The organism is Uliginosibacterium sp. 31-16, from assembly GCF_030730865.1.
In the GTDB taxonomy this organism is placed as follows: Bacteria; Pseudomonadota; Gammaproteobacteria; order Burkholderiales; family Rhodocyclaceae; genus Uliginosibacterium.
In genome coordinates this window covers 1079935-1105509 of sequence record NZ_JAVALZ010000001.1, presented here as the reverse complement: position 1 = coordinate 1105509, position 25575 = coordinate 1079935, and the positions used below count along the sequence as shown (strand labels likewise).

Annotated in this window: 29 protein-coding genes; 22 read left to right on the top strand and 7 right to left on the bottom strand. The window is 62.0% G+C overall.

The features are described 5' to 3' along the window. Positions 1-15 precede the first annotated feature (15 nt). The 19 genes from rpmH (at position 16) to Q9Q94_RS05070 (ending at position 14397) form a co-directional block, all read left to right on the top strand. A complete protein-coding gene (gene rpmH, locus Q9Q94_RS05160) occupies positions 16-150 on the top strand; it encodes a 50S ribosomal protein L34 (RefSeq protein ID WP_305978952.1) in 135 nt (44 codons plus the stop codon). Between the two features lie 47 nt (positions 151-197). Then, entirely contained in the window at positions 198-554 is a 357-nt protein-coding gene (rnpA, locus tag Q9Q94_RS05155) for a ribonuclease P protein component (protein WP_305978951.1), read from the top strand. After that, positions 551-760, top strand: a complete 210-nt coding sequence (yidD, locus tag Q9Q94_RS05150; protein ID WP_305978950.1) for a membrane protein insertion efficiency factor YidD — start codon at positions 551-553, stop codon at positions 758-760. The genes rnpA and yidD overlap by 4 nt, the downstream gene beginning before the upstream one ends. Before the next feature lie 48 nt (positions 761-808). Further along, entirely contained in the window at positions 809-2542 is a 1734-nt protein-coding gene (gene yidC / locus Q9Q94_RS05145) for a membrane protein insertase YidC (RefSeq protein ID WP_371929816.1), read from the top strand. A 1-nt stretch (position 2543) separates the two neighbouring features. Next, a complete protein-coding gene (mnmE, locus tag Q9Q94_RS05140) occupies positions 2544-3869 on the top strand; it encodes a tRNA uridine-5-carboxymethylaminomethyl(34) synthesis GTPase MnmE (protein ID WP_305978949.1) in 1326 nt (441 codons plus the stop codon). An 8-nt stretch (positions 3870-3877) separates the two neighbouring features. Continuing rightward, positions 3878-4210 carry a hypothetical protein gene (locus Q9Q94_RS05135; RefSeq protein WP_305978948.1) on the top strand — a complete coding sequence of 111 codons (333 nt, stop codon included), beginning with the start codon at positions 3878-3880 and terminating at the stop codon, positions 4208-4210. Between the two features lie 31 nt (positions 4211-4241). Further along, on the top strand, positions 4242-5000 hold the full coding sequence (locus tag Q9Q94_RS05130; RefSeq protein ID WP_305978947.1) for a TSUP family transporter: 759 nt from the start codon (positions 4242-4244) through the stop codon (positions 4998-5000). 137 nt (positions 5001-5137) lie between these two features. Beyond that, positions 5138-7054 carry a tRNA uridine-5-carboxymethylaminomethyl(34) synthesis enzyme MnmG gene (gene mnmG, locus Q9Q94_RS05125; protein ID WP_305978946.1) on the top strand — a complete coding sequence of 639 codons (1917 nt, stop codon included), beginning with the start codon at positions 5138-5140 and terminating at the stop codon, positions 7052-7054. Then, a complete protein-coding gene (gene rsmG / locus Q9Q94_RS05120) occupies positions 7051-7677 on the top strand; it encodes a 16S rRNA (guanine(527)-N(7))-methyltransferase RsmG (RefSeq protein WP_305978945.1) in 627 nt (208 codons plus the stop codon). Before mnmG ends, rsmG begins: the two co-directional genes overlap by 4 nt. A 3-nt stretch (positions 7678-7680) precedes the next feature. Next, positions 7681-8451 carry a ParA family protein gene (locus tag Q9Q94_RS05115; protein WP_305978944.1) on the top strand — a complete coding sequence of 257 codons (771 nt, stop codon included), beginning with the start codon at positions 7681-7683 and terminating at the stop codon, positions 8449-8451. 13 nt (positions 8452-8464) lie between these two features. Continuing rightward, positions 8465-9319, top strand: a complete 855-nt coding sequence (locus tag Q9Q94_RS05110) for a ParB/RepB/Spo0J family partition protein (RefSeq protein WP_305978943.1) — start codon at positions 8465-8467, stop codon at positions 9317-9319. 252 nt (positions 9320-9571) lie between these two features. Next, positions 9572-9862: a GIY-YIG nuclease family protein gene (locus tag Q9Q94_RS05105; protein WP_305978942.1), complete on the top strand. Its 291-nt coding sequence runs from the start codon at positions 9572-9574 to the stop codon at positions 9860-9862. A gap of 71 nt (positions 9863-9933) precedes the next feature. Beyond that, positions 9934-11016: a tetratricopeptide repeat protein gene (locus Q9Q94_RS05100; protein ID WP_305978941.1), complete on the top strand. Its 1083-nt coding sequence runs from the start codon at positions 9934-9936 to the stop codon at positions 11014-11016. Between the two features lie 125 nt (positions 11017-11141). Next, entirely contained in the window at positions 11142-11342 is a 201-nt protein-coding gene (locus tag Q9Q94_RS05095; protein WP_305978940.1) for a DUF3079 domain-containing protein, read from the top strand. 21 nt (positions 11343-11363) lie between these two features. Beyond that, on the top strand, positions 11364-11900 hold the full coding sequence (locus tag Q9Q94_RS05090; RefSeq protein ID WP_305978939.1) for a hypothetical protein: 537 nt from the start codon (positions 11364-11366) through the stop codon (positions 11898-11900). Then, the gene (locus Q9Q94_RS05085; RefSeq protein WP_305978938.1) at positions 11897-12745 is read left to right on the top strand and encodes a hypothetical protein; all 849 of its coding nucleotides are present in this window, start codon (positions 11897-11899) and stop codon (positions 12743-12745) included. Before Q9Q94_RS05090 ends, Q9Q94_RS05085 begins: the two co-directional genes overlap by 4 nt. A 46-nt stretch (positions 12746-12791) precedes the next feature. Continuing rightward, the gene (locus tag Q9Q94_RS05080; protein ID WP_305978937.1) at positions 12792-13139 is read left to right on the top strand and encodes a cupin domain-containing protein; all 348 of its coding nucleotides are present in this window, start codon (positions 12792-12794) and stop codon (positions 13137-13139) included. A gap of 47 nt (positions 13140-13186) precedes the next feature. Further along, positions 13187-13582, top strand: coding sequence for a hypothetical protein (locus tag Q9Q94_RS05075; RefSeq protein WP_305978936.1), 396 nt, complete (start codon positions 13187-13189; stop codon positions 13580-13582). Then, on the top strand, positions 13579-14397 hold the full coding sequence (locus Q9Q94_RS05070) for a polysaccharide lyase family 7 protein (RefSeq protein WP_305978935.1): 819 nt from the start codon (positions 13579-13581) through the stop codon (positions 14395-14397). Before Q9Q94_RS05075 ends, Q9Q94_RS05070 begins: the two co-directional genes overlap by 4 nt. Before the next feature lie 132 nt (positions 14398-14529). Here Q9Q94_RS05070 and Q9Q94_RS05065 read toward each other — a convergent pair whose 3' ends face one another. The 6 genes from Q9Q94_RS05065 to Q9Q94_RS05040 form a co-directional block, all read right to left on the bottom strand. Beyond that, positions 14530-16224 (bottom strand): cation:proton antiporter, encoded by a 1695-nt coding sequence (locus Q9Q94_RS05065; protein ID WP_305978934.1) that lies wholly within the window; start codon positions 16222-16224, stop codon positions 14530-14532. Between the two features lie 228 nt (positions 16225-16452). Next, positions 16453-17391: a hypothetical protein gene (locus Q9Q94_RS05060; protein ID WP_305978933.1), complete on the bottom strand. Its 939-nt coding sequence runs from the start codon at positions 17389-17391 to the stop codon at positions 16453-16455. A gap of 27 nt (positions 17392-17418) precedes the next feature. Further along, positions 17419-17913: a GNAT family N-acetyltransferase gene (locus Q9Q94_RS05055; protein ID WP_305978932.1), complete on the bottom strand. Its 495-nt coding sequence runs from the start codon at positions 17911-17913 to the stop codon at positions 17419-17421. 102 nt (positions 17914-18015) lie between these two features. Further along, positions 18016-18900, bottom strand: a complete 885-nt coding sequence (locus tag Q9Q94_RS05050) for a universal stress protein (RefSeq protein ID WP_305978931.1) — start codon at positions 18898-18900, stop codon at positions 18016-18018. A gap of 71 nt (positions 18901-18971) precedes the next feature. Continuing rightward, positions 18972-20177, bottom strand: coding sequence for a radical SAM family heme chaperone HemW (gene hemW, locus Q9Q94_RS05045; RefSeq protein ID WP_305978930.1), 1206 nt, complete (start codon positions 20175-20177; stop codon positions 18972-18974). Between the two features lie 6 nt (positions 20178-20183). Next, entirely contained in the window at positions 20184-21062 is an 879-nt protein-coding gene (locus tag Q9Q94_RS05040) for a polyamine aminopropyltransferase (protein ID WP_305978929.1), read from the bottom strand. Positions 21063-21212: 150 nt separating this feature from the next. Here Q9Q94_RS05040 and Q9Q94_RS05035 point away from each other — a divergent pair, with 150 nt between their 5' ends. Genes Q9Q94_RS05035 through Q9Q94_RS05025 form a run of 3 tightly spaced genes read left to right on the top strand, consistent with a single transcriptional unit; the run spans position 21213 to position 24371 of the window. Next, a complete protein-coding gene (locus Q9Q94_RS05035; RefSeq protein ID WP_305978928.1) occupies positions 21213-21506 on the top strand; it encodes a lipid asymmetry maintenance protein MlaB in 294 nt (97 codons plus the stop codon). Between the two features lie 20 nt (positions 21507-21526). Further along, positions 21527-23296, top strand: a complete 1770-nt coding sequence (locus Q9Q94_RS05030) for a chemotaxis protein CheA (protein WP_305978927.1) — start codon at positions 21527-21529, stop codon at positions 23294-23296. 25 nt (positions 23297-23321) lie between these two features. Continuing rightward, on the top strand, positions 23322-24371 hold the full coding sequence (locus Q9Q94_RS05025; protein ID WP_305978926.1) for a chemotaxis response regulator protein-glutamate methylesterase: 1050 nt from the start codon (positions 23322-23324) through the stop codon (positions 24369-24371). A gap of 237 nt (positions 24372-24608) precedes the next feature. On the opposite strand, the gene htpX is transcribed toward Q9Q94_RS05025, so the two are convergent. After that, positions 24609-25451, bottom strand: coding sequence for a zinc metalloprotease HtpX (gene htpX / locus Q9Q94_RS05020; RefSeq protein ID WP_305978925.1), 843 nt, complete (start codon positions 25449-25451; stop codon positions 24609-24611). Between the last annotated feature and the right edge of the window lie 124 nt (positions 25452-25575).

Here is a 25575-nt window from a genome sequence, read left to right as displayed (position 1 = left end):
ATTTAGGGAAAGATCATGAAACGCACGTATCAACCTTCTGTGGTTCGTCGCAAGCGCACCCACGGTTTTCTGGTTCGCATGGCTACCAAAGGTGGCCGCAAGGTGATCAACGCGCGCCGTGCCAAAGGCCGCCATCGCCTGGCCGTCTGAACGCGGCTGCAGCGGGTTCTTTGTCGGTGCTCCGTGCGCCGGGAATCATGGATTCGCCTGACAACTCGCGGTCATTTCGACCTGCATATCGCTTGCGCAAAACGGATGAGTATTCATCCGTTTTTGCTTTCAGGAAGGCAGTAAGAGGACGTTTCTTCATCCTTCATTACTGCCCTTCTGGTGGTGTCACGGCTCGTCTCGGAGTAGTTGTTGCCAAAAAGCTTGCAAAACGGGCTGTTCAGCGCAATTTCATCAAGCGCATGGCACGCGAGATGTTTCGACATGTCCGTTCAACCTTGGCTTGTCATGACCTGATCCTGCGCGTACATGCGCCAGTAGCCGCGGCGACGCGTGCGGATCTGCGAACTGACATGCAGCATGTCCTGCGCCGGTTGCCGCGATGAAAACCCTGTTTGTCTGGTTGCTGCAGGGTTATCGCTACGCCATCAGTCCGTGGCTTGGCAATCGTTGCCGCTATTATCCGAGCTGTTCTGCTTACGCAATCGAAGCCTTGCACAAGCACGGCTTGCTGAAAGGCCTTAGACTTGCCGTTTGGCGTGTTCTGCGTTGTCACCCTTGGTGCGACGGTGGTCATGACCCGGTACCCTGAGGTTTTCACTCCTCGCTTTCAACCCTCTTCTTCATCCGAGCCCTAATCATGCAGATGGATTTCAAGCGCCTTCTCCTCATGGTCATTTTTGCCTTTTCGGTAATCATGCTGTGGGAAAAGTGGACGGCCTACAATGCGCCGAAACAAGCTCCTGTTGCTGCCCAGTCTGCAGTTGGCACCCAGATTGGCAACGCTCCAGCGCCAGTAAGCTCCGGAGCATCCGCGCCAGCAAGCAATGGGCTTCCGGAAGCGGCTACAGGCAATCCCGGTTCGGTATACGCAGCAGCTGCGAAAGCCGTTATCAAGACCGACAAGATGATCGCTACGGTGTCTGCCAAAGGCGGGGACATCATCCGTGTCGAACTTACCCAGCACAAGACAAGTGAAGATGGCCGCAGCTGGATGAACCTGCTGAAAACAGTTTTTGGCCAAGCTGCGCAGGCACAGGACAATCGCAAGAATTTTGTCGTGCTGCAGGAGCAGGGCGACCATTTCTATGTAGCAAAAAGTGGGTTGACTGGTGGATTGCCGGATCAGGATACGGTGTTTGACCTGAAGGCAGGCGAATATTCACTTGCAGAAGGTCAGAACGACCTGCAGGTTCGCATGAATGCCCCGGCTGTGAATGGCGTAACCGTAACCAAGGTTCTGACCTTCCATCGTGATTCTTACCTCATCGATGTGAGTTACGAAATCCAGAATGCGAACACCAGTGCGTTGAACACAACGGCATATTTCAAGTTTGTTCGTGACAACAAACCAACCGAGCATAGTGCAGGTTTCTTTGGCGGGGTAAGTTCCTTTACCGGTCCGGCGGTTTACACGGAAGAGAAAAAATTCCAGAAAATCGATTTCGACAAGATTGCCAAGAATGAAGCCAAGTATGTGAACAGTGCAGAAGATGGCTGGATTGCCATGGTGCAGCATTACTTTGTCAGCGCATGGTTGCCAAAGAATGGTGTCAAGCGTGATTTCTTTACACGCAAGATTCCCAACGATTTCTTCGATGCAGGCGTGATGTTGCCGGTGGCTGTGGCGGCTGGTCAGAAGACAAGCGTCGATGTGCCTCTGTATGTCGGGCCCCAAGAACAGCGCAAACTTGAAAAAATCGCTCCGGGGTTCAATCTCGTTGTTGATTACGGTTGGGTAACGATCATTGCTGTTCCGCTGTTCTGGCTGTTGTCTACCATTTACGGATTTGTTGGTAATTGGGGTTGGGCCATCATCATCGTGACCTTGCTGATCAAGGCTGCGTTCTTCCCTCTGTCGGCCGCCAGCTACAAGTCGATGGCCAAGATGAAGACGCTGATGCCGCGCATGAAGGCACTTCAGGATCGTTACAAAGACGACAAGATGAAGCTCAATCAGGCCATGATGGAGATGTACAAGACCGAAAAGGTCAATCCCATGGGTGGTTGCCTGCCGATTCTCATCCAGATGCCGGTTTTCATCGCGCTGTACTGGGTATTGTTGGGCGTGGTTGAAATGCGTCAGGCTCCCTGGGAAATGTGGATTACCGACCTTTCAGTGAAGGATCCCTATTTTGTCCTGCCGATCATCATGGGTATAACCATGCTGGTCCAGACCAAGCTTAACCCGACGCCGCCGGATCCGGTTCAGGCCAAAGTGATGATGCTCATGCCGATCATGTTCACTTTCATGTTCCTGTGGTTCCCTTCGGGTCTGGTGCTGTACTGGGTGCTGAACAACGTGCTGTCGATCGCGCAGCAGTGGTACGTTACGCGGATGATTGAACGTGGTGAGGCCAAACCAGCAAAGTGATGTGATTGCCGCCATCGCGACCGCTCCAGGTCGCGGTGGTATTGGTGTGGTTCGGGTGTCCGGCCCGAACCTCACAGGTTTCGCTCAGACCATCACCGGACGTTCCCCCAAACCCCGCATCGCCGTACTGGCAAATTTTCTGGATGAACATCAGCAGCCCATTGATCAGGGTTTGTTGTTGTATTTTCCTGCGCCGCATTCCTATACCGGCGAGGACGTCATCGAACTCCAAGGGCATGGTGGTCCGGTAGTCATGCAGATGTTGCTGGCTCGCTGCCTTGAGCTTGGCGCCAGACTGGCAGAGCCCGGAGAATTTACCCGACGGGCCTTTCTCAATGAACGACTCGATCTGGCACAAGCGGAGGGCGTCGCTGACCTGATCGATGCGTCTACAACGGCCGCTGCGCGTTCTGCCTTGCGCTCTCTGTCAGGTCGGTTCTCTGAGCAGATTCATGCCTGGCGGGATCGTCTGGTTGATCTGCGCATGCTGGTGGAAGCCACGCTGGATTTTCCGGAAGAAGAGATCGATTTCCTGCAGGCTGCGCGTGCTATTCCTCGTTTGCAGACACTTCAGTCTGATCTTCAATCCATCCTGCAGCGCGCGAAGCAGGGTAGTCTGTTACGGCGAGGCTTGCAGGTGGTACTCGCAGGTCAGCCCAATGTAGGTAAATCAAGCCTGCTCAATCAGCTTTCCGGTGAAGATCGTGCCATCGTGACCGAGGTTGCCGGAACAACTCGGGATGTACTCAGAGAGGCCATTCAGATCGAAGGCATTCCTTTGCACATCATTGATACTGCGGGTTTGCGCGATACCCAGGACCGGGTTGAGAAGATCGGAATTGAACGGACCTGGATGGAAATCCAGAAAGCCGACGTTGTCGTAAGAATGGTTGATGCAGCGCTTGGCGTTGTCGACGCCGATCATGCGATCGACGCCCGCCTGCCGGTTGGCGTTCCGGTTATCTGGGTTTTCAACAAGATTGATCTGAGTGATGAAAAGCCCCGCCGCGAACAACTGGAAGGTGGCATCGGGCTCTGGTTGTCAGCTCAAAGTGGAGCCGGGGTTGATCTGTTGCGCAAGGCCTTGCTGGAAATTGCCGGCTGGGAGTCTCACGATGAAGATGTTTTTCTCGCTCGTGAACGTCATCTGGAGGCCTTGCGCGATGCGGATGAACACGTGGCCTTGGCATTGAAAAGTATCGATCAGCTGGATCTTATGGCTGAAGAGTTGCGTCTGGCACAAGAAGCGGTGAATACGATTACGGGCGAATTTGGTGCCGATGATTTGTTGGGGGTTATCTTCTCCCGTTTCTGCATTGGCAAGTAGGAGGAGCAATGTCTGAACTTGAAGACCACAAAGGCGACGCCCTGCTTATCTCCACGGAGGTGGCACGAATGCTGGTGGCTTTGGGCGTTGACTGGAACGATGAGGCAGAAATGCGTGCCATTGCGCGCGAAGCGCTGGCCTACCATGGGACTGATTCGCTGATTCATCTGGCGCCCGAAGATATTGAAGGGCGTGCCAAGCAGAAGTTGTTCGGCCTCACTGCACTGATGCTCCGGACGATGGAGGAGGGCGCAGAGCTCGGCGATCATATTCACGGCTCGGAAATCTGGAAGGCTTTGGCCAAAGCCTTGTGGGCTGAGAAGGAAGCAGGGCATCAATGATGGTGTGTTTCACGTGGAACATTGATTAGCTGTGGAATGGCTTCTTCTTCTTTCCGGAGCTTTTCTGGCGGGTCTGATTGACGCTGTTGTAGGTGGTGGCGGACTGGTGCAGCTTCCCCTGTTGCTGGCCGTCTTCCCTGGTGTGTCGATCCCGATGCTGTTTGGCACCAACAAGCTTTCCAGTATTGCTGGCACAGCCAGTGCCGCATGGCAATACTCGCGAAAAGTCAAAATTCCGTATCGTCTTGCGCTCCCGGCAAGCGGAGCGGCCCTATTCGGAGCTGCAAGTGGTGCCGCGGTGGTGTCGTTTATTCCATCGGTAGCACTCAAGCCAATGGTTCTCGGGTTGTTGCTGATTGTTGGGATCTACACCTGGTTCAAACCGGAGTTCGGACGCAGCATGACTGACAGGGCTGATCTTCGGAAGCCTCGCATGCTGGCCGCGATGCTTGGTTTCGGACTTGGTTTTTATGATGGATTCTTCGGACCAGGCACGGGCAGCTTTCTGATTTTTGGATTCGTGCGGATTTTTGGCATGGACATGTTGCATGCCTCAGCGAGCGCCAAGCTGGTCAACCTGGCGACCAATCTTGCCGCGCTTGCATTTTTTCTTTCTCACGAAGGCGTGCTCTGGCAGCTCGGTTTGGCGATGGCCTGTGCGAACGTATTGGGTGCGCAACTTGGCTCGCGTCTTGCGCTGCGACACGGCAATGGTTTTATTCGCTGGCTGCTGTTGACGGTGGTATCCATGCTGATCATCAAGCTTTGCTGGGATATGTTCTCGCATTGAGATTTGTTCCACGTGGAACACTCCCGGATTTCCTGATTTATACAGCGCAGTTCACAGTTTTTCCACAGACCTATCCACTGGCTCGCAAGACCTCCCGGGCGTATCATTGCGAGCCCTTTTGTGTTCTTTGACTCCAGATGCTGCATCCCGAACGCTTCGATGTGATTGTTGTTGGCGGTGGCCATGCCGGTACCGAGGCTGCACTGGCCGCAGCACGAGCAGGATGCAAGACCTTGCTGCTGAGTCACAACATCGAAACTTTGGGCCAGATGAGCTGCAATCCGTCGATTGGCGGGATTGGCAAGGGGCATCTGGTCAGGGAAGTGGATGCGCTTGGTGGCGCGATGGCCGCGGCCACCGATGAAGGTGGTATCCAGTTTCGCACCCTGAATGCGTCAAAAGGCCCGGCGGTGCGCGCTACCCGCGCCCAGGCTGACCGCATTCTGTATAAAGCCGCGATTCGTCGACGTCTCGAGAACCAGCCTAATCTGACCCTGTTTCAGCAGGCTGTGGATGACATCACCGTCGAGGGTGAGCGTGTCACCGGCGTGTTAACCCAGATCGGTTTGCGCTTTGAAGCGCCGACCGTTGTATTGACTGCGGGGACTTTCCTGAACGGTCTGATCCACGTAGGGCTGCAGAATTATTCCGGCGGGCGTGCCGGCGATCCTCCTGCGATTACGCTGTCGCATCGTTTGCGCGAGTTGAGCCTGCCGGTCGGACGCCTGAAAACCGGTACGCCGCCACGTCTGGATGGCAAGACCATCAATTACGCGGTGATGCAGGAGCAGCACAGCGATACCCCGCGTCCGGTGTTCTCCTTTCTTGGCAATGCTGCCCAGCATCCGCGGCAGATGCCGTGCTGGGTGACGCGCACCAATCCGCGCACCCACGAGATCATTCTGGCCAATCTCGACCGCTCGCCGATGTACACGGGTGTGATCGAAGGTGTCGGTCCGCGTTACTGCCCCTCCATCGAGGACAAGATTCACCGGTTTGCAGACAAGGACAGTCACAACATCTTCCTTGAGCCGGAAGGGCTGACGACGCACGAGATCTATCCGAACGGGATCTCCACCTCACTGCCTTTCGACGTCCAGCTCGCTGTTGTCCGCAGCATCGAAGGTCTGGAAAACGCCCACATCCTGCGTCCCGGTTACGCCATCGAATACGATTACTTCGACCCGCGCAATCTCAAGAGCAGTTTTGAAACCAAGAGTATTGGCGGGCTGTTCTTTGCGGGCCAGATCAATGGTACGACCGGCTATGAAGAAGCTGCTGCACAAGGTCTGCTGGCGGGAGTGAATGCCGCATTGCAGGTGCAGGGCAAACCGGCCTGGTGCCCGGCGCGCAGCGAAAGCTACATTGGCGTAATGGCTGATGATCTGATCACGCGCGGGGTCGCCGAGCCCTATCGCATGTTCACCTCGCGCGCGGAATACCGTCTCAGCCTGCGTGAAGACAATGCCGATCTGCGTCTCACCGAGCAGGGGCGGGCGCTTGGGCTGGTTGACGAGCAGCGCTGGGCGGCCTTCTGTACCAAACGCGAGGCTATTGAACATGAAAGCGCCCGCCTGCGCGCCACCTGGGCTTTGCCGCACAAGCTTGCAGAAGGTGAAGCGCTGGCCGTTTTCGGCCAGGAGCTGGAGCGCGAGCATCGTTTCTTTGACCTGCTGCGGCGTCCCGGTATGAGCTATGCCGCCTTGATGGGGCTGTCGATTGCTCCGCAGGACCCCGAGACAGACCCGCAAGTCATTGAGCAGATTGAAATTTCTGCAAAATATCAGGGCTATATCGAACGTCAGCAGGACGATGTGCAGCGCCAGTCCACGCAGGAAAATACGGTCTTGCCGGCTGATCTGGATTTCAGTCAGGTCAGTGGCTTGTCCAAGGAAGTGCAGCAAAAACTCAAACAGCACAAACCCGAAACACTGGGTCAGGCCTCACGCATTCAAGGCATTACCCCTGCTGCGATTGGCTTGCTGATGGTGCATCTCAAAAAGCGTGAACTGCTGGCCAAAGCCGGTCGGATCAGTCAGGGAGATGAGGCGTGAACACTGCACAGCGTCTCGCCGACGGCATCACCGCACTGGGTCTCGATCTGGATGAACGCACGCAGCAGTGCCTGCTTGCCTATGCGGCGCTGCTCATGAAGTGGAACAAGGTCTACAACCTCACCGCAATCCGCGATGAGGCATCGATGATCGACCTGCATCTGCTTGACTCGCTCGCCATCCTGCCGCATGTGGCAGACATCACCCGCGTTGCCGATATTGGCGCCGGCGGTGGCCTGCCCGGCATCCCGCTGGCGATCTGCCGGCCGGACTGCGAAGTGGCGCTGGTCGAAACCGTTGGCAAGAAGGCCAGTTTCCTGCTGCAGGCCAAGGCCGAGCTCAGGCTCGCCAATCTCTCGGTACACAACACCCGCGTCGAGAACCTCAAACCTGCCGAGCTGTATCCGGCAGTGAGTTCGCGGGCGTTTGCCAGCCTTGCTGATTTCATCACGCTCACCGCGCATCTCGTGGCCCCGGACGGTCAATGGATCGCCATGAAGGGCGTGTATCCTCAAGACGAACTCGACGCGCTGCCTGCCGGTTTCAGGCTGCGCGAATCACGCCGCCTCGAAGTACCCGGCGTCGATGCCGAACGACATCTCCTGTTCATTACCCGGAACTGACCCATGGCCCGCATCTTTGCCGTTGCAAACCAGAAGGGTGGCGTAGGCAAGACCACCACTACCGTCAATCTTGCTGCAGCACTGGCCACCCATGGCCAGCGCGTGCTGCTGGTCGACCTCGACCCGCAGGGCAACGCCACCATGGGTTCCGGCGTCGACAAGCGCGCTGTGCCGGCGACGGTGTATCAGGTGCTGATCGGCCAGATCGGCGTGGCGGAAGCCCGCGCCCGCTCCGAAGCAGGGGGCTACGACGTGCTCGCCGCCAATCGCGAACTGGCCGGCGCCGAGATCGACCTGGTGCAGATCGACAACCGCGAGAAGCGCCTCAAGGATGCTCTGGCCGCCGTGGATGGCGACTACGACTTCATTCTCGTCGATTGCCCGCCCAGCCTGTCGATGCTCACCCTGAACGGCCTGTGTGGCGCTCACGGTGTGATCATCCCGATGCAGTGCGAGTACTACGCGCTGGAAGGCCTCTCCGACCTCGTGAACACCATCAAGCAGGTGCACGCCAAGCTCAACCGCGATCTGAAGATCATCGGCCTGCTGCGCGTGATGTTCGACCCGCGCAGCACGCTCAGCCAGCAGGTCTCTGCCCAGCTTGAGGCGCACTTTGGCGACAAGGTCTTCAAGGCCATCATTCCGCGTAACGTGCGTCTGGCCGAAGCGCCCAGCCACGGCTTGCCTGGCGTGGTCTTCGACAAGCTCGCCAAGGGCTCGCAAGCCTATCTGCAATTCGCCGCCGAGATGATCGAGCGGATCAAGACCATCTGACCGGAAAATCGCCATGAAACCCAAGATGAAAGGCCTCGGTCGTGGCCTCGAAGCCCTGCTCGGCAGTGACGCACTGCCCTCCGACACTGGCAACCTCACCACCTTGCGCGTCGAAGACCTGCAGCCCGGCAAGTACCAGCCGCGCACCCGCATGGACGCCGGCAGCCTCGAAGAACTGGCCGCCTCGATTCGCGCCCAGGGTCTGATGCAGCCGATCACCGTGCGTCCCATCGCCGGTGGTCGCCACGAAATCATCGCCGGTGAGCGCCGCTGGCGCGCCGCGCAGATCGCCGAGCTGACCGAAGTGCCGGTGATCATCCGCGAGATTCCGGATGAAGCCGCGCTGGCCATGTCGCTGATCGAAAACATCCAGCGCGAAGACCTCAACCCGCTCGAAGAAGCCACCGGCATCCAGCGCCTGATCGACGAATTCGGCATGACCCATCAACAGGCCGCCGACGCCGTCGGCCGCTCGCGCCCTGCCACCAGCAACCTGCTGCGCCTGCTGCACCTGCCCAAACCCGTGCAGGAGCTGCTGATGGCCGGTGACATCGAAATGGGCCACGCCCGCAGCTTGCTCGCCCTGCAGCCCGCCGAGCAGATCCTTGCCGCCAATGAAGTCGTCGCCAAGCGCCTGTCGGTGCGTGAGACCGAGAAGCTGGTAAACGCCCAGACCAAGCCGAAAGAAGGCAGCCTCAAGGCCAAGCCTGCGCCGGATCGCGACGTTGCCCGTCTCGAAGAAGAGCTGGCCGACAAGCTCGGCGCCGTGGTGGCGATCAAGGCCAACAAGAAGGGCGCCGGCAGCCTCACCATCGAGTTCGCCAGCCTGGATCAGCTGGATGGGTTGATAGCCAAGCTGCGGGCTTGAGCAAAGGCCGTGTTGTTATCGTTTTGAATGAATCGCCCAACAACACCCCGTTCGCCCTGAGCGTAGCAAAGCGAAGTCGAAGGGTTGCGTGCCCCTGAAGCGGTGCTTCGACTCCAGTCGCTTCGCTCCTGACGCTCAGCACGAACGGTGTTTGAGGGAGCGATGCTTCAAAACCCGTTCGCCCTGAGCCCTTCGGCAGGCTCAGAACAGGCTGCACAAAGCGAAGTCGAAGGGCCGATGAGAGGAGGGCAAATGTTCTCGGTCTATATCCTGAAATGCGCCGACGGCAGCTACTACACTGGCCATACTGACAATCTCGAACACCGCCTCGGCCAGCATCATATTGGCGCTTGTGACGGTTATACCGCCCAGCGCCTGCCTGTTGAACTGGCTTGGTCACAGGAATGCACAACCCGAGAAGAAGCGCTGGTGGCCGAGCAGCGGATCAAAGGCTGGAGCCGCGCCAAGAAGGAAGCGATGATGCGTGGCGACTGGGCGGATGTGAATCGTCTTGGGCGCGGCAAACACAGCCACCAGCGATAACTCACCGTGGCCTGCATGCAGGGGCGACAGAATTTCCGGAATCTGGATCAAGCACAAGGGCAAAGAAAACCATGAAGAACTGGATGCTTGGGGTGTTGCTGGTGGCGCTGGCGGGAAGTGCTTGGGCCGGTTTAGCTGAAGGAGTTGCTGCCTACGATAGAAAGGATTTCAAAGTTGCCTTACCGGAATTTCAACAGTTGGCTAAGAAGGGGCATGTGCTTTCGCAAGTGCTCCTTGGGGCAATGTACGCTAACGGCCAGGGTACGGAAAAAAACGCTAAGGAGGCTGTTCGCTGGTACCGAGAGGCCGCAATGCAGGGACACGCTGGTGCTCAGAACGTTCTTGGCGAGAGATATGCAACTGGCGATGGAGTGATTCAGAGTGATGAAGAGGCTGTACGCTGGTTCCGTCTGGCCTCCGAAAATGGGAAGCCCGAAGCACAGTACAACCTTGGCTTATTTTATGAACAGGGGAGGGTGGGGCTGCAGGACAACGCTGAAGCGGTTCGCCTGTATCAGCTATCCGCCGATCAGGGATATGCGTTGGGACAAACTCAGTTAGGGGCCATGTACGCCAGAGGCATCGGCGTGAAGCAGGACTTCGGGGAGGCTGAGCGGTGGTTTCGCTTGGCAGCTAAACAGGGTCAGGCTGAGGCCCAGTATGGGCTTGGCGTAATGTATGCAGAAGGTTTGGGCGTGACACAGAATTACAAGGAAGCTGGGCACTGGTACCGACTAGCAGCCGAGCAAGGTAAAGCTGATGCTCAATATAACCTTGCACTGATGTACGCAAACGGAATGGGAGTGACGCAGGACAAGGGCGAGGTCGTACGCTGGTACCGCCTTGCGGCCGATCAGGGACATACCTCAGCACAGTACAACCTCGGTTTACTTTACAAGAATGGCTTGGGTGTTCAGGCTTCCAGCATAGTAGCCTTTGCCCTTTTTAGTCTTGCTGCTGAAATTGAAGTGCCCAATGCGGACTGGATCATCTTGAAGGCAAAAGCAACCGCGAGCATAAGCAGAAGAAGGTTGCTTGAATCAATGGATCATCGCCAGATCGAAGCTGCGCAAGAACTCGCCCGCAAGATGCAGCAAGGCAAGCCGATCGAGGTTCTGGACACGTATCTCAAGACCGAGGCGCTGGTGCAATAGTTTTCAGGCTCTGTGTGGGCGCGATTCCTTCCCCCTGATTATGGCAGCAGAACAATCCGCCGGGGTCCGGCCAGTCGCCTGGCCCGGTATGATGGCTGACGAAGCAAAGCTGGATTCCACACGCCATGGCCAAGAAATTCCCCCTCCACCCCAAGCATCCCGAGCGCATCTGCTGGGGCTGCGACAAGTATTGCGCTGTGGATGCGATGTACTGTGGGAATGGTTCGGAGCGCACGGCGCATCCGGTGGAGTGGTTCGGCGAGGACTGGATGGACTGGCAGCGTGAGGAGGCTGATTCAGTGCCGCCCGCCAAGCCGCTTCCATAAACGTTCTTCAGACACGACACGATGAACACCACGCCCAGCAACGATCTCCAGCCTGCTGTGCCGGAAAGCAAAGCCAGAAGCGGGTTCCGGCTTGCCTCTCGGGTGGCGAAGCATCTTGGCATTTTCCTGCTGGTGCTGATTCTGCCGCCGATCTGGTACGACTTTTTCAGCGGTACGCAGCTGGCGCAGCACAATCTGGTGCTGATGGCCGGGGCGATCACCTGGCCGCTGTACGTGCTGTGGCTGAGTCTGAAGTGCCCCTGGCCGCGCCTGCGCTTCATCCTTCTGCAGCTGCTGGGGGTGCTGACGCTGATCGGTGTGGCGGCATTGCTGGCTTCCTGCCGGGCGCCGGACTGGCTGATGTGGGCGGTGCTGCTGCTGCCTCTGGTGGCGGCTGTCCTGCCGCTGCCGGCGCTGCGCCGGGCTGAGCGGCAGCAGGCGGGTTTTCGTCGCAACTGGCTGTTCGGCAGTCTGAGCAGTCTGCCCCTTGCGCTGGGCTTCGGTATCTTGATGTTCTATGCAACGGCGATGTGTGCCATGGCGGGGATGCGCTGGTGAACGTGCCAAAACGTGGGTTGTTTGTGGTTGTCGTGCTGGCCCTGTGGGCGGCGGCGGGAGTCTGGCTGATGCGCGATCGTGTGTGGCCGCCCGAGGCGGCTGCGCCTATTGCCGGGCTGGCGGAGCTTCCGCCCGAGGCGCTGAACGAGGTGGATGGCTTCATTGCCGCGCTGGCTGATCTGCCACAGCCGGTGGATGAGGCGCGGCTGACGGAACTCATTGCGGCCTTTCAGGCGCGCCAGGATGCGCTGCATCCGCCGCAGGTGGCGGATGGCGCCGATTTCACTGATCCGGTCGAGGGGCATGTAACGTTGAAGCTGGAGGCGGCAGGGCCGTACCACGTGCTGCAGATCACGCGCGTGGAGGAAACGCACACCGCGCATGCCGGGATCGATGGTGGCGTGGACAGCCATCGCAGCGTGTTCCTCGACAAGGCCAGCCTGCGTGTGCGCGCCGATCTGCCGGGGCCGGTGTATGCGTTCACGGATCCGAACCTGCTGCTTTCGCTGCCGCAGAAAGACTCCTGTCTTGGCGCGGTGCCGACCGGAGAACTGTCGGTCTACGACCGGATGGCCGGGCATACGGTTTTCAGTGCCCAACTGCCCGGAGGAACGATCCGCGCGGACGAGCCGGTAGCCGGGGGACCACAGCTCATGCGTTTTGCCACGCACCGCGAGGAGAGTATCGACGATGGCCAGGAACACCATTGCGAGGTGGGTGACTGGGTGCGCAAGGTCGATGCCGAGTACGAAGTGACGTGCAACATCCGCACGCGGCAATGCACGCTGCGCGAAGTCTCCGCAGAGGTTTACGCAGGTTGTCAGGCTATCGGCGGCTGCGACTGAGCATGCCTGAAACCCGCATCCAGCCTTGTTTTCCAGCCATCCTGCGATGAAACCCGCATCCATCGTCAATCTGCAGCACCCCCTGCCAGAGAAGTCCGCCACGGAACACTTCCAGACCTTGCTGGAGCGGCCCGGCGTGCGCCTGGAGCGCATCGTGTCGGACGGGCAGGTCAGCCCGCCGGGCTTCTGGTTTGATCAGGCCGAGGACGAGTGGGTGCTGCTGCTGACCGGCGCAGCGGCGCTGGAGTACGGCGACGGCACGCGCGTTGAACTGGGTGTGGGCGACGCACTGCTGATCCCGGCCGGCTACCGCCACCGCGTGGCCTTTACGGCACCGCGTACCGTGTGGCTGGCGCTGTTCTGCGCCGCGCAGGGTGACGGGGTTCCGCGGTAATATCGCTGCGTCCAGGGTGTTGATCCTGTTTCAACCGAGGGGAATGCATGATTCGCGAGATGACACGGGGGCTCCTCATCGCCTTGCTGGGGCTGCAAGCGGGCGTGAGCATGGCCGCCCCGCCGCCGGCCTGCTTCGTGCCGCAGAAGAAATTCGACAACCGCTTCATCGGCAACTGGCAGATCGCAGAGTGGAATGTGCGTTACTCGATCGTCGGCAAGGGCCGGGAAATCTGCCTGTACGGCCGCGATGCGCAGGGCGATGAATGGTTCGAGATCAGTGAGCTGAAATGGAATGGCAAGGTGCTTTCCGCCACCTTCCTGATGCCCTCCACCCAGTGGCGCACGCACAGCCGCCTGAGCCTGGTCGAGGCGGACAGGATCCGTGACGACTACACCAGCAAAGAAGGCAAGCAGACCGATTACTGGACGCGCCGCAAGTGAGGCGTTGCGGGCTGGGCATCCTGCTGCTGGGGTGTGCCGCTCCGGTGTTTGCCCAGAATGCTCCGCTGAGCGCCAGCGGGCTGAGCCGCTGGAAGCTGAGCCTGCCGGTCGACGCCAATGGTGATGGCAAGGCCGATGAGGTCGCCAACCTGCGGGGCTATGCCAATCCGCCCTGGTTCCACGCCACGCCCGAGGGCCTGATTTTCCGTGCCCATGCCGGTGGGGCGCGCACCAGCGGCAGCACCGCCTACGCCCGCAGCGAACTGCGCGAAATGACCGCGGCAGGCCGCCCCGCGGCTTGGGATTGCCTGCAGGACACGCGCAGCCTGAGCCTTGAACAGACTTTGCTGGCGACCACCACGGCCAAGCCGGAGGTGACTCTCGGCCAGATCCACGACGCCAGGAGCGACAACCTGATGCTCAAGTACTCCGGCCCGGCAGACGCCAATGGCCGCACTGACAGCGGCCGCATCGAATTGCTGTGGAACGACGCGGCGCAGCGCGAAGTGCTGGATGCGGCTTACACCCTCGGCCAGCCGATGCGCGTGACCATCGCGGCGGACCACGGCACGGTGCGCGTGGCTTACCGCAACCTCGTCAGCGGGGCGGAGAAACAGCTTGCAGCGCATCTGGCCCCGGCCGGTATCGCGGGCGCCTGTTACTTCAAGGCCGGGGTCTATATCCAGGCCTGCAGCAAGCTGGGCAGCGATGGCCTGCCCAATGTCGTCTGCGCGAAGAAAGGCTGGGCGGAGGCCCGCTACGATGCACCGGAGGCGTACGCCGAGGTGCTGATCCGGCAGATCGATCTGAACTAGTGCCGGCCTGCAGAGCCGCTTTGCGCGGCCCTTTGCAGGCAGCATGCCGCGTCAGCCTTGGCGGGCGCGCTTCTCCCGACTGCCTGCCTGAAGAACAAGGCTGCAAGCAGCTTTCGGGGGTGTTTCCTGGGTTCAGTGCGCCCCGGCCGTGCGTGCCACCACGTGCGCGACCATGGCCCGGGCCAGCTCGTCCTCGCTGACGAAGACGTGGATGCCGGGCTCTTTCGGCAGTGCCGTCGCGGCGCTGTCGGTCAGGGTGTGCACCACGATCTCGATGGCCGGATTCAGGCTGCGCGCCGTCTCGATCATGCTGCGCACCTCGAAGCAATCCGGCGAGGCCACCAGCAGCATGCCGGCGCGGGCGATGTGAGCCTGCACCAGGACCATCGGGTCGGCCGGATCGCCGCACACGGCGGGCACGCCGCGGGCGCGCAGGGCTTCCACCTGCTCGCGCTGGTCATCCGCCACCACGTAGCGGATCTGTGCCGCATCGAAAGCCCGGGCAATGCGCTGCCCCACTGCGCCATAGCCGGCCAGCACCACCTGACCGCTCAGGTGCTGCTGATCCACGCTCTGCGGCAGTTCGGCCAGCGGATCGGTGCGGGCCTCCAGCTTGCGGGCCAGCTCCGAGCGGGCCAGCGCCCAGCGCCGCAGGGGTTCGATGGCGGCGAACATGAGCGGATTGAGCGCAATCGAGATGAACGCCCCGGCCAGCACCAGACTCGCTCCCTGCTGCGGAAACAGGCCGAGCTGCGCCCCCAGGCCGATCAGGATGAAGGAGAACTCGCCGATCTGCGCCAGGCTGGCGGCCACGATCAGCGCCGAATTCAGCGGGTAGCGGAACAGCAGCACCAGCACGAAGGCGGCCAGCGTCTTGCCGAGCATGATGATCGCCACCACGCCGAGTACATGCAGCGGTTCGCGCAGCAGGATGGCCGGGTCCAGCAGCATGCCGATGGAAACGAAGAACAGCACCGAGAACGCGTCGCGCAGCGGCAGGGATTCGTCGGCGGCGCGATGGGCGAATTCCGATTCGCGCATCATCATCCCGGCGAAAAATGCCCCCAGCGCGAACGACACGTCGAACAGCTTGGCCGCACCGAAGGCCACTCCGACCGCGCTGGCGATCACGCACAGGCTGAACAGCTCGCGCGAGCCGGTCTTGGCAACCCTGCCGAGCAGCGCCGGAAACACCCGGCGCCCGGCCAGCAACATCAGGGCGATGAAGGCACTGACCTTGAACAGGGTCCACGCCAGCGTGCCCCAGGCGCCGCCCAGCGCGCTGACCTGCGCCTGCCCGCCGAGCAAGCCGGCCAGCGGCGGCAGCAGCACCAGCACCAGCACCATCGCCAGGTCTTCCACGATCAGCCAGCCCACCGCGATGCGCCCGTTCACCGAATCCAGCACGCCGCGGTCTTCCAGCGCGCGCAGCAGCACCACCGTGCTTGCGCAGGAGAGTGACAGGCCGAACACTAGCGCTTCGCCCGGGCTCCAGCCCCAGAAATGTGCCGTCACAAAGCCCAGCGCCGTGGCGGCGGCGATCTGCACCACCGCGCCGGGCACGGCGATGCGCCGCACCGCCAGCAGATCGGCCAGCGAGAAATGCAGGCCGACGCCGAACATCAGCAGCATCACACCGATTTCCGCCAGTTGGGAAGCCAGCCCCATGTCGGCCACGAAGCCCGGCGTAGCCGGCCCGATCACTACCCCGGCGAGCAGGTAACCCACCAACGGCGGCATGCGCAGGCGCGTGGCGAAGTAGCCAAAAATCATGGCCAGGCCCAGCGCCGCGGCAATCGTGGTGATCAGGTTGATTTCGTGAGGCATGACAGGGATTCCGGAGGGCAGGGGGCTGAAGCATTATGCCAAAGCAGCCGTGGTACGACCGACAGGAAGCCCTTGTGGTTCCCCTGTCTGCAAAGCCGCGTGCAGCAATGCTCTGCAGGCATGCCGTCTGAAGACCCGCGATGGCTGCGGATCAGGCGCCTGCCTGCCTGAAAAGCTAGGCTGGGAGCGGGTCTGCGGCGAGTGCTCTGCCGGGGTGCGGCACAGCGATTATCCGCGGGCGCCTGTCGGTGCGGCGGACTTTCCGGTTTTGTGCGGCGGCCAGGGCAGGCCTTCGCGTCCGGCCAGCTGCGCCAGCGCCGCCAGCCGGCGTGCGCTGACGCTGGCGTCGTCAGCCTGGGCGAAGAGCCGGTTGGCGAGCAGGGCATGCACGATGGCCCACCCCAGCATCAGGCCGACGATGGCCGCGATGGCCAGATACGGGTGCTGGCGTAGATCAAAGCTCATGATGAGTGCGCAGACTGCCATGAGCATGGCGCCCATGCTGCTGCGGAAAAACCACTTCGGGCGCCAGTCGCGACGCAGGCTGGCGGGATGCACCTCGCACAGCGTCCACACCTCGTCGGCAATGCGCAGCTCCGGTCGCGCCAGCTGCAGGGCCAGCACGAAGGCGCGGCGCAAGGCGTACTGATTGGCAAAGCTCGGGGCGGGGCGGCCGAGCGGATGCAGACTGCACATCAGCTGCTCCTCTTCCACCCGGCCGTTGGCCTGACGCAGCATGAGGTGAATGGCATCGTAAGAGCCGTCACCCGAGCCCACCGTCCTGATCCGGATATCGCCGGTTTGATCGTCGGCCCGCGCCTCGATCCTGCGCCAGTGCAGCACGCGTACTTCACCCTTGCCATCATCGAGTTCGATGCGGTCGCCAAAGATGCGGGTCGCCGCGTCCGGATTGCGGCGCAGGTGGAGGAGCAGAACCAGACTGAGGCCGAAAATGCCGGTGGCGGCGAAGGCCCAGACCAGCCCCGGCTCGAACTGCCCCAGCCACGCCAGCCAGCTGGGCAGGCGCTCCTGCATGGCGAAGATGGCAGGCAGCAGCAAAACCAGATCAGCGCACACGACCCAGTACCACCAGGCCGGCACGGCCCAGCGACCGAGACACAGGCTGCGTGAGGCGACAGGCAGATTCAGGCGGGGCAGGGCAGACAAACAGGACTCCGGCAAGGCACGCGCCCGTCAGCCCTTCACCAGCAAGTGACACGCGAGGCTCTGACCGCAGCGTTCGTGCTCGCCGCTCTCCACCAGCTTGAAACCGTGCTTCTCGAAGAAGGGTTTCGACAGATTGCTGGCGATGGCGCGCACCTGCTTCGCGCCCATGGCGGCGGCTAGTTCCAGCAGATCGTCGAGGATCAGGCTGCCCACGCCCTGCCGGTTGGCCTCAGGCGCCACGAAGAGCAGATCAATCGTGCCCGGCATCAGGATGCCGCCAAAACCGAGGATCTCACCGGTCTCGTCTTCGGCGACCCGTACCCAGTTGTCCTGCAGGCGCTGTGCCCAGGCGGCGGCATCGTCCGCTGTGGCGGCCCAGGCCGCGCACTGCTCGGCGGTGTAGGCGGAAGCGCCGGTTTCAAGGATGGCCGCGCGGTACACCGCTGCCAGCGCCGGCGCATCGGTCGGGCGGTAATCGCGGGTGGAGGCTTCGTGCAGGCTGTCGTCAGGCGTATCGGTCATGGTGTGGGTCTGGCTGAGCGGGCATTGGCCGCGAGCCTGCATTCTCGCGGCCAATGCCCGCCCCGACAAGTCGACATCCAGACATCCTGATGCGCTCCGGCGCTAGCGCACGACCAGCACGTCACAGCTGGCTTCGGCGAGCACCTGCCGGGTCACGCTGCCCAGGAGAAGTTCGTCGCCCATCGAGACCCCGTGCTTGCATACGACGATCAGGTCGGCATCCAGATCCTGCGCCGCCTTGAGCAGATGCGCCGCCGGGGTGCCGTGGGCGATCAGGGTGTAGTGATCATGGGTGCTCAGGCCTGCATCCCCGGCGATCTGATTGAGCTCGTGAGTGGCTTTCTGGCGTGCACGGCTGCGGTACTGGTCGAGCACGGACTCTTCCACTTCGGCAAACCGAAGCTTGCTTTCAAAGGGGATCTCAAAGGCGTGAAACAGGGTGATCTGCGCTGTCGGGGCCAGCGCACAGGCTGAATGGATGGCCTGCCTCGAGCCGGCGGAGAAATCCACGCCAACCAGAACGCGCTGATAGGCTTGCGTGCAGGGACGGCGCACCACCAGCAGGGGGCGCAGGGCTCGCCGCAACAGGCGTTCGGCGGTGGTGCCGAGCAGGAACTGGCGGATGAAGCCGGCTCCGTGAGCGCCAAGCACCAGCAGGCTGGTGTCCATGGCGTCGGCCACGCTGCAGATTTCATCGAGCACCTTGCCACTGCGCAAATGCTGGCCGGCACTGATGCCCACCGGCTCGCCAATACTGGTGGCGAGTTCATCCAGTTCGCTGCGGAAGCCGCTTTCCAGGCGGCTGGAAAGTGCCTCGCTGGCTTCACCGAATAATTCCCGCAACTGTGGCAGGCCACGGGTTTCGATGACATGCAGCAGTTCGAGGCGTGCCCCGGTGTCGCGGGCAATGTGCGCCGCACGCTGTGCGGCGAGGCGGGCAGGCGCGGAAAAATCGGTGGCAACGAGCAGGCTGTGCAAAGGGGTCATGAAAGAGGCCTCCCTGAATGGCATGTCCAGATGCGACAGCAGGGTCGGCCAGTTGTTCCACGGGCTGCCTTTCAGTTCGCCAGGAAGTGCTCCAGCAAATCGTTCAGAAAGCGCCGGCCCTGCTCGCTGGGGCCCAATGCCGTCTCCGTAATCTGTAGCAGGCCGCGCTGGCGGGCGGCGAGCAGTTTTTCTTCGATCACTTCCAGCGGCAGGCCGGTGCGTTCCTGAAACAGCGTGCGCGGCACGCCTTCGGTCAGGCGCAGGGCGTTCATCATGAACTCGAAGGGCAGTTCGTGGGCTTCCACGGTGTGCTGTTCCTGGATGAAATCGCCGCGCGCGCCCTGCTCCAGATAGGTGTTCGGGTGCTTGTGGCGCATCTGGCGATGCACGCCGAGGTGATCCGAGAGCTTGCCGTGCGCGCCCGCGCCGATGCCAAGGTAATCACCGAAGCGCCAGTAGTTCAGGTTGTGAAGGCATTTGTGCCCCTGGCGCGCGAAGGCCGAGGTTTCATAGTGGCTGTAGCCCGCTGCAGCCAGGCGCGCCTCGATCATCTCCTGCATGTCGGCGGACAGATCGTCGTCCGGCAGCGGCGGCGGATCGCGGTGGAACAGGGTGTTTGGCTCCAGGGTGAGGTGGTAGCAGGACAGATGCGGTGGCGCAAATTCCAGCACCTGAGCCAGATCAGCCTCGGCTTCGGCCAGTGTTTGCCCCGGCAGGGCGTACATCAGGTCGGCGTTCCAGGTCGTGAAATAGGTTGCGGCGGCTTCCAGGGCACGGATGGCCTCGCCGCGGTCGTGAATGCGTCCGAGCGCCTTCAGGTGGGCCTCATTGAAACTCTGGATGCCCACGCTCACACGCGTGACCCCGGCGGCGTGAAAGGCCGCAAAACGCCCCGCCTCGACCGTGCCCGGGTTGGCTTCCAGCGTGATCTCGCAGCCCGGCTCCAGCGGCAGCAGGCTGCGCACGGCCGTCAGCAGGCGATCCAGCCCTTCCGGCGACATCAGGCTGGGCGTGCCGCCACCGATGAAGATGCTATGCACGCGCCGCCCCCATACGCGCGGCAGGCTGGCCTCCAGATCGGCGATCAGGGTGTCGATATAGGCCGCCTCGGGGATGCCGGCGTCCTTGATGTTGTGCGAATTGAAATCGCAATACGGGCACTTCCGCACGCACCACGGGAAGTGGATGTACAGCGACAGCGGCGGCGGAGCCGTCAGCGCCGGCGCGTGGGTCTTGAGCGCAGCGGCGCGCGGGATGATGGGGATGGTGCGGGGCATAGCGCTTCAGAAGCCTTCGAACTGTTCCAGCCACGGCGGGCAGGCGAGCAGCGCATGATACTGGCTGGCGTCGATCAGGCGCAGATTGCCGAGCAGGCCTTCGATGCGGGGGGCGAGTGTACTGCCGGGCAGGGCGGTCGGGTCGAGCGCATCGGAAGCGACCGCCATGCTCCACAGCCCGCCATACAGCGGGATCGTCGGGAAGCATGGGGTGACCAGCGCGAACACTTCGCGCAGGTGGCCCAGCAGGGCCTCTACCTGCTCACGCTGCCACAGCGGCGAGCCCAGATGCAGGCTGAGCGCGCCCTGCTTGTTGAGCAGGCGTTTGCAGGCGCGGAAGAAGTCGACGCTGAAAAGCGGGGCAGCAGCTGTGTCCGGATCGGTCAGATCGAAGACGATCAGGTCAAATGAGCCTTCTTCTGGCTGCCAGCTGCGCACGTAGGCTGCTGCATCGCCGAAGTTAAGCGTGACTTGCGGGCTATCCAGCGCGCCGTCGTGCAGGTCGGGCAGGAATTCGCGGGTGAGTTGCACGACTGCCGGGTCGAGTTCGGCGATCACGATCTCTTGCATGCGGGGGTGCTTGAGCAGTTCGGCGGCTGAAGCACCGTCGCCGCCACCGAGGATCAGCGCATGGCGGGGCTCGGGGTGAGCCAGCCCGGCGATGTGCACCAGCGGTTCGTGGCACAGGAAGCTGTCACGTTCGCTGGCCATGCTGCGCCCGTCCAGCCGGTAGAGGCGGCCGAAGGCGGCGGTGTCCCACACTTCCCAGTTCTGGAAATCGCTGTGCCCGCCGGCCAGCAGACGGCCGCTGCAGCGCAGTTCGAGTGCCGGGGCGAGGTGCTCGACGAAGCCGTCTGACGGTTGTTCGGCAAATTCTCTGGTCATGATCCGGTAGCACTGGACAAGTCTGTCCACAAGGGAAATCGGCGGTCGCGGGCTCGAAAGTCCGGCGCACATGAGCCGTAATAAGAACACGATCCGCCCGCTCCGTGCGCACGACCAGCGGGCAGTAAACCCTGCCAAGATGAGGAAAACATGCTGGTCCAGCCGATGATTGTTCCCGAGGAATTGACTGTGCATCACGTGCGCACACTCGCCCCCCGCCTGATCGAAGCTGCGCGCAGTGGCGAGCGGCTGAATCTGGACCTTTCCGCCGTCAGCCATATCGACACGGCAGGCATCCAGCTCCTGCTGACGGTGAGGCGCGAGGCAAACAGTGCGCTGACGCAGCTGGAGTTTGCCAATCCCAGTGCGGTGGTCAGTGAGATGGTGAGCTTTTACCAGCTTGATGGCCTGCTGCAGGCGCATGCGCCGTTGCTGCCGGTCTGACTCCGCCAGGAGACGCAGGCATGGATGAAGCCATCGCTCTTTTTGTCGCCGACTGCAGTGTCCGGCTCGATGAGCTGGAGAGCCAGCTGCTGGCGCTGGAGCGCGAGCCGCAGGGGCGTAGCGCGCTTGATGCGGTGTTTCGTGCCGCCCATACCATCAAGGGTAACGCGACGGTGATGCAGCACGGCGAAGTGGAGTGGTTTGCGCACGTGGCCGAAAGCGTGCTGGCACGCCTGCGCGATGGCGCATTGCAGGCGGATGCCGGGTTGATCACGGTGCTGTTGGCGTGTTGCGATCATCTGCGCTTCCTGATCGGTCTGGCCGGGATGGAGGCAGAAGACAGCCCGGCGTTTGCCGACGCTGACCGGGCACGCCTGATCGGCTTGCTGGTGCCTTATCTGGAAGGTGAAGAGCTGCACGCCTTGCCGGCACCCGGGCTTGCGCCTGCAAGAGCCGGGGCCGCTTGTGCCGAAGAGTGCTGGCGTCTGCAGTTGCGTTTTGCTCCGGAGGTTCTGCGGGAGGGCATGGACCCGGTGTATTTCCTGCGCCATCTGACTTCGCTGGGACGCATTTTCAGCCTGCACACCTGCATTGACGATCTGCCCGAGCCGCCCGTCTACAACCCCGAGTTGTGCTATCTGCAGTTTGTCGTGCTGCTCGATACGATGGCTGACAAGCAGGCCATCGAAGACGTTTTTTCCTTCGTGCGCGACCGCTGCGATCTGCAGCTCACGCCGCCCGCCACCCGGGTCAAAGGCTATCTGGGGCGGATTCAGGCGCTGCCGGATGATGACCTGCACGCGGGTGAAATGCTCATGCGCGTCGGCGCGCTGACGCCGGCGGAGCTCGACAGCGGGCTGCGCACGCAGCGCAGCGAAAGTGGCGAGCGCAAACCGCTGGGCAGCATTCTGGTGGATGAAGGCTTCGTGCCGCCGGAAGTCGTCACCGCAGTGCTGCAGCGCCAGGATGAAATCAAGCGCGAGCAGGTGCGCGTGAGCCAGCAGCTGCGCGTTTCGACGGAACAGCTGGACGGGTTGATCGCCAGCATGGGGGTGCTGCAGCGCACGATCGAGGGGCTGTGCCGGCGTGATGCGCCGGTTTCCGGCGGTGAGCTGGCGAGCCTGCAGAACGAAATGACAAAGGCCCGGAAGTGTGCCGACAGCTTGCGCTGCAGCCGTTTTGGCGAACTCTCCCGACGCCTGCACCGGGTGGTACGTGACACGGCGCAGGAGCTTGGCAAGCACGCCGATCTGCGCCTGAGTGGCGGTGAAATCCTGCTGGACCGGACGGTGGTTGATCTGCTGGGCGACGCATTGATGCATCTGCTGCGCAACGCCATTGATCATGGTCTGGAGTTGCCCGATCAGCGCCAGCGGGTCGGCAAGCCGGCACATGGCACGCTCAGCGTGGAGGCACGCGAGGACTTTGGCGAAACGGGCGACTGGCTGGTGTTTGCAGTGAGTGATGATGGTGCTGGCATCGATTGCGAGCGCGTGCGCGCAGTCGCTGTCGCACAAGGCTTGCTGAGTGACACGCTGCGGCCGGAGGCGCATGCGCTCTACCCGCTGCTGTTCGAGCCGGGCTTCTCCACCGTCGGAACGCCCACGCACTTTTCCGGACGCGGGGTCGGCCTTGATGTCGTGCGGGATGCCGTCCAGGCGCTGGGCGGGACGCTGGCCGTCAGCAGTGCGCCGGGGCTGGGCTGCCGTTTTGAAATCCGTCTGCCTGCCGTCTTTCCGGGAGGCCGTGCGCAGCTGCAGGCGTCCGCCGGCACGCAGCCCGTCGTCTGAGCTGATTCACCCCGATGGAGACGCCATGATCAAGGTCCTGATCGTCGATGATTCCGCCCTGGTGCGGGAGGCCGCAAAACAGATCCTGGAGCAGCAGCCGGGCATTCGGGTGCTGGATACGGCGATAGACCCGATTCACGCCATGGAGCGGATGGCAAAGGAATGGCCGGATGTCATCGTGCTGGACATCCAGATGCCGCGTATGGATGGCATCACCTTCCTCAGGAAGATCATGGCCGAGCGCCCCACGCCGGTGGTGATCTGCTCCACGCTGGTGGGCGACGGCGCGCAGGCCGGGGTCGACGCGCTGGCGGCCGGAGCCCTCAGCCTGATCACCAAGCCGCGTGCCGGCGTGGCGAATTTCTTCGAGGACGAGAGCGACAGCATTGTGGCGGCCGTGCGTGCTGCGGCGCAGACCAATCTGGCACGTCTGCACCAGATTGCCAGCCAGGCGCTGCGTCCGGCAGCGCCGCCGGTGGTCAAGATGATTCGCCCGGCGGGTGTCAGTGACGGCCGCATCATCGCGCTGGGCGCCTCCACCGGGGGCACGCAGGCGCTCGAAACCGTGCTGACAGCCTTGCCGCCGGATCTGCCGGGCATCGTGATCGTGCAGCACATGCCGATCGGGTTCTCGAAAAAATTCGCTGACCGCCTCAATCATGATGTGCGCCTCGAACTGCGCGAAGCGCAGAACGGGCAGCGAGTGGAGCGTGGCCTCGCGCTGGTGGCCGAGGCCGGCAAGCAGATGCGCCTGCAGAAGAATGGCACGGGCTATACCGTCGAGGTCATCGACGGGCCGGTGATCAACCGCCACAAGCCGTCGGTGGACTGCCTGTTTGGCTCCGTCGCCCGGGCCGCCGGGCGCAATGCCATCGGGGTGCTGATGACCGGCATGGGCGACGACGGCGCACTGGGCATGAAAGAGATGTTCGATGCCGGAGCGATGACGGTGGCCGAGTCCGAGGAAACCTGCGTGGTCTTCGGCATGCCCAGGGCGGCCGTCAAGCGCGGAGGCGTGCGCGAGGTGCTGCCGCTGTACCGCATCGCGGAGAAGATCCGAGCCTGGGCGAGCTAGCTTTTCCCCGGACGCCTGTCTGCAAAGCCGCTTCTGGCGGACTTCTTCAGCAGGTCGTCCCGACGAGGCGCGATCTGCCTTGATCCTGACGTGGCATGTCTGGAAAGGCCCGCCCCATGCGGCTTTCCGGCAGAGTGGATTTTCCCGTGTGCATGCGCGGCTGAACGGACAAAAAGAAGCCCGGCATTGGCCGGGCTTCGTCGTGTCATCAAACTGCGGTTCGGGCCGGATCGGCGCTCAGCGCGTCATCGCGCGCAGCCGGCGGATGCGTTCCTCGGTCGGCGGGTGGGTTGAGAACAGCCCGGCCAGACCACCGCCCGAGAGCGGATTCATGATCATCATCTGTGCGGTGGCCGGGTGATCGTCCGCCACCGGCATCGGAATGCCGCGCGCGTAGTAGTCGATCTTCTGCAGCGCGTCGGCCAGGGCATCCGGGTCGCCGCAGAACGCCGCGCCGCCAGCGTCGGCTTCGTATTCGCGGGCGCGCGAAATCGCCATCTGGATCAGGCTGGCGGCCAGCGGGGCGAGCAGGGCCACGGCAATCGTTGCGATCGGGTTGGCCGGACGGCCGTTCTCGTCACGTCCGCCGAAGAACATCGCGAAGTTGGCCAGAGCCGAAATCGCGCCGGCCATGGTCGCCGAGATCGTCGAGATCAGGATGTCGCGGTGCTTCACGTGGGCCAGCTCGTGCGCCATCACGCCGCGCAGTTCGCGCTCGGTGAGCATCTGCAGGATGCCGCTGGTGGCGGCCACCGCAGCATGCTCCGGGTTGCGCCCGGTGGCGAAGGCGTTGGGTTGCGCTTCGTCGATGATGTAGACACGCGGCATCGGCAGCTGGGCACGTTGCGCCAGTTGCTTCACCATGTTGTACAGATAGGGCGAACTGGCCGCGTCGACTTCCTGCGCGTTGTACATGCGCAGGACCATCTTGTCGGAAAACCAGTACGAGAACACATTCATCGCGCCGCCGAAGAGCAGGGCGAGGATCATGCCGCGTTCGCCGCCGATCATCATTCCGACGACGCCGAACAAGGCCACGATGCCTGCCATCAGGATCGAAGTCTTGAGCCAGTTGAACATTGGGGAAGCCTGCCTTTCCTTGTTATCCGTGCAGATGCACGCAGGGCTTAGATGGGGCTCGGGCGAAAAGATTCAATCCTGTCCGCAGCGCTGCATCCGACGGACTTCTTCAGCCAGCCATGCA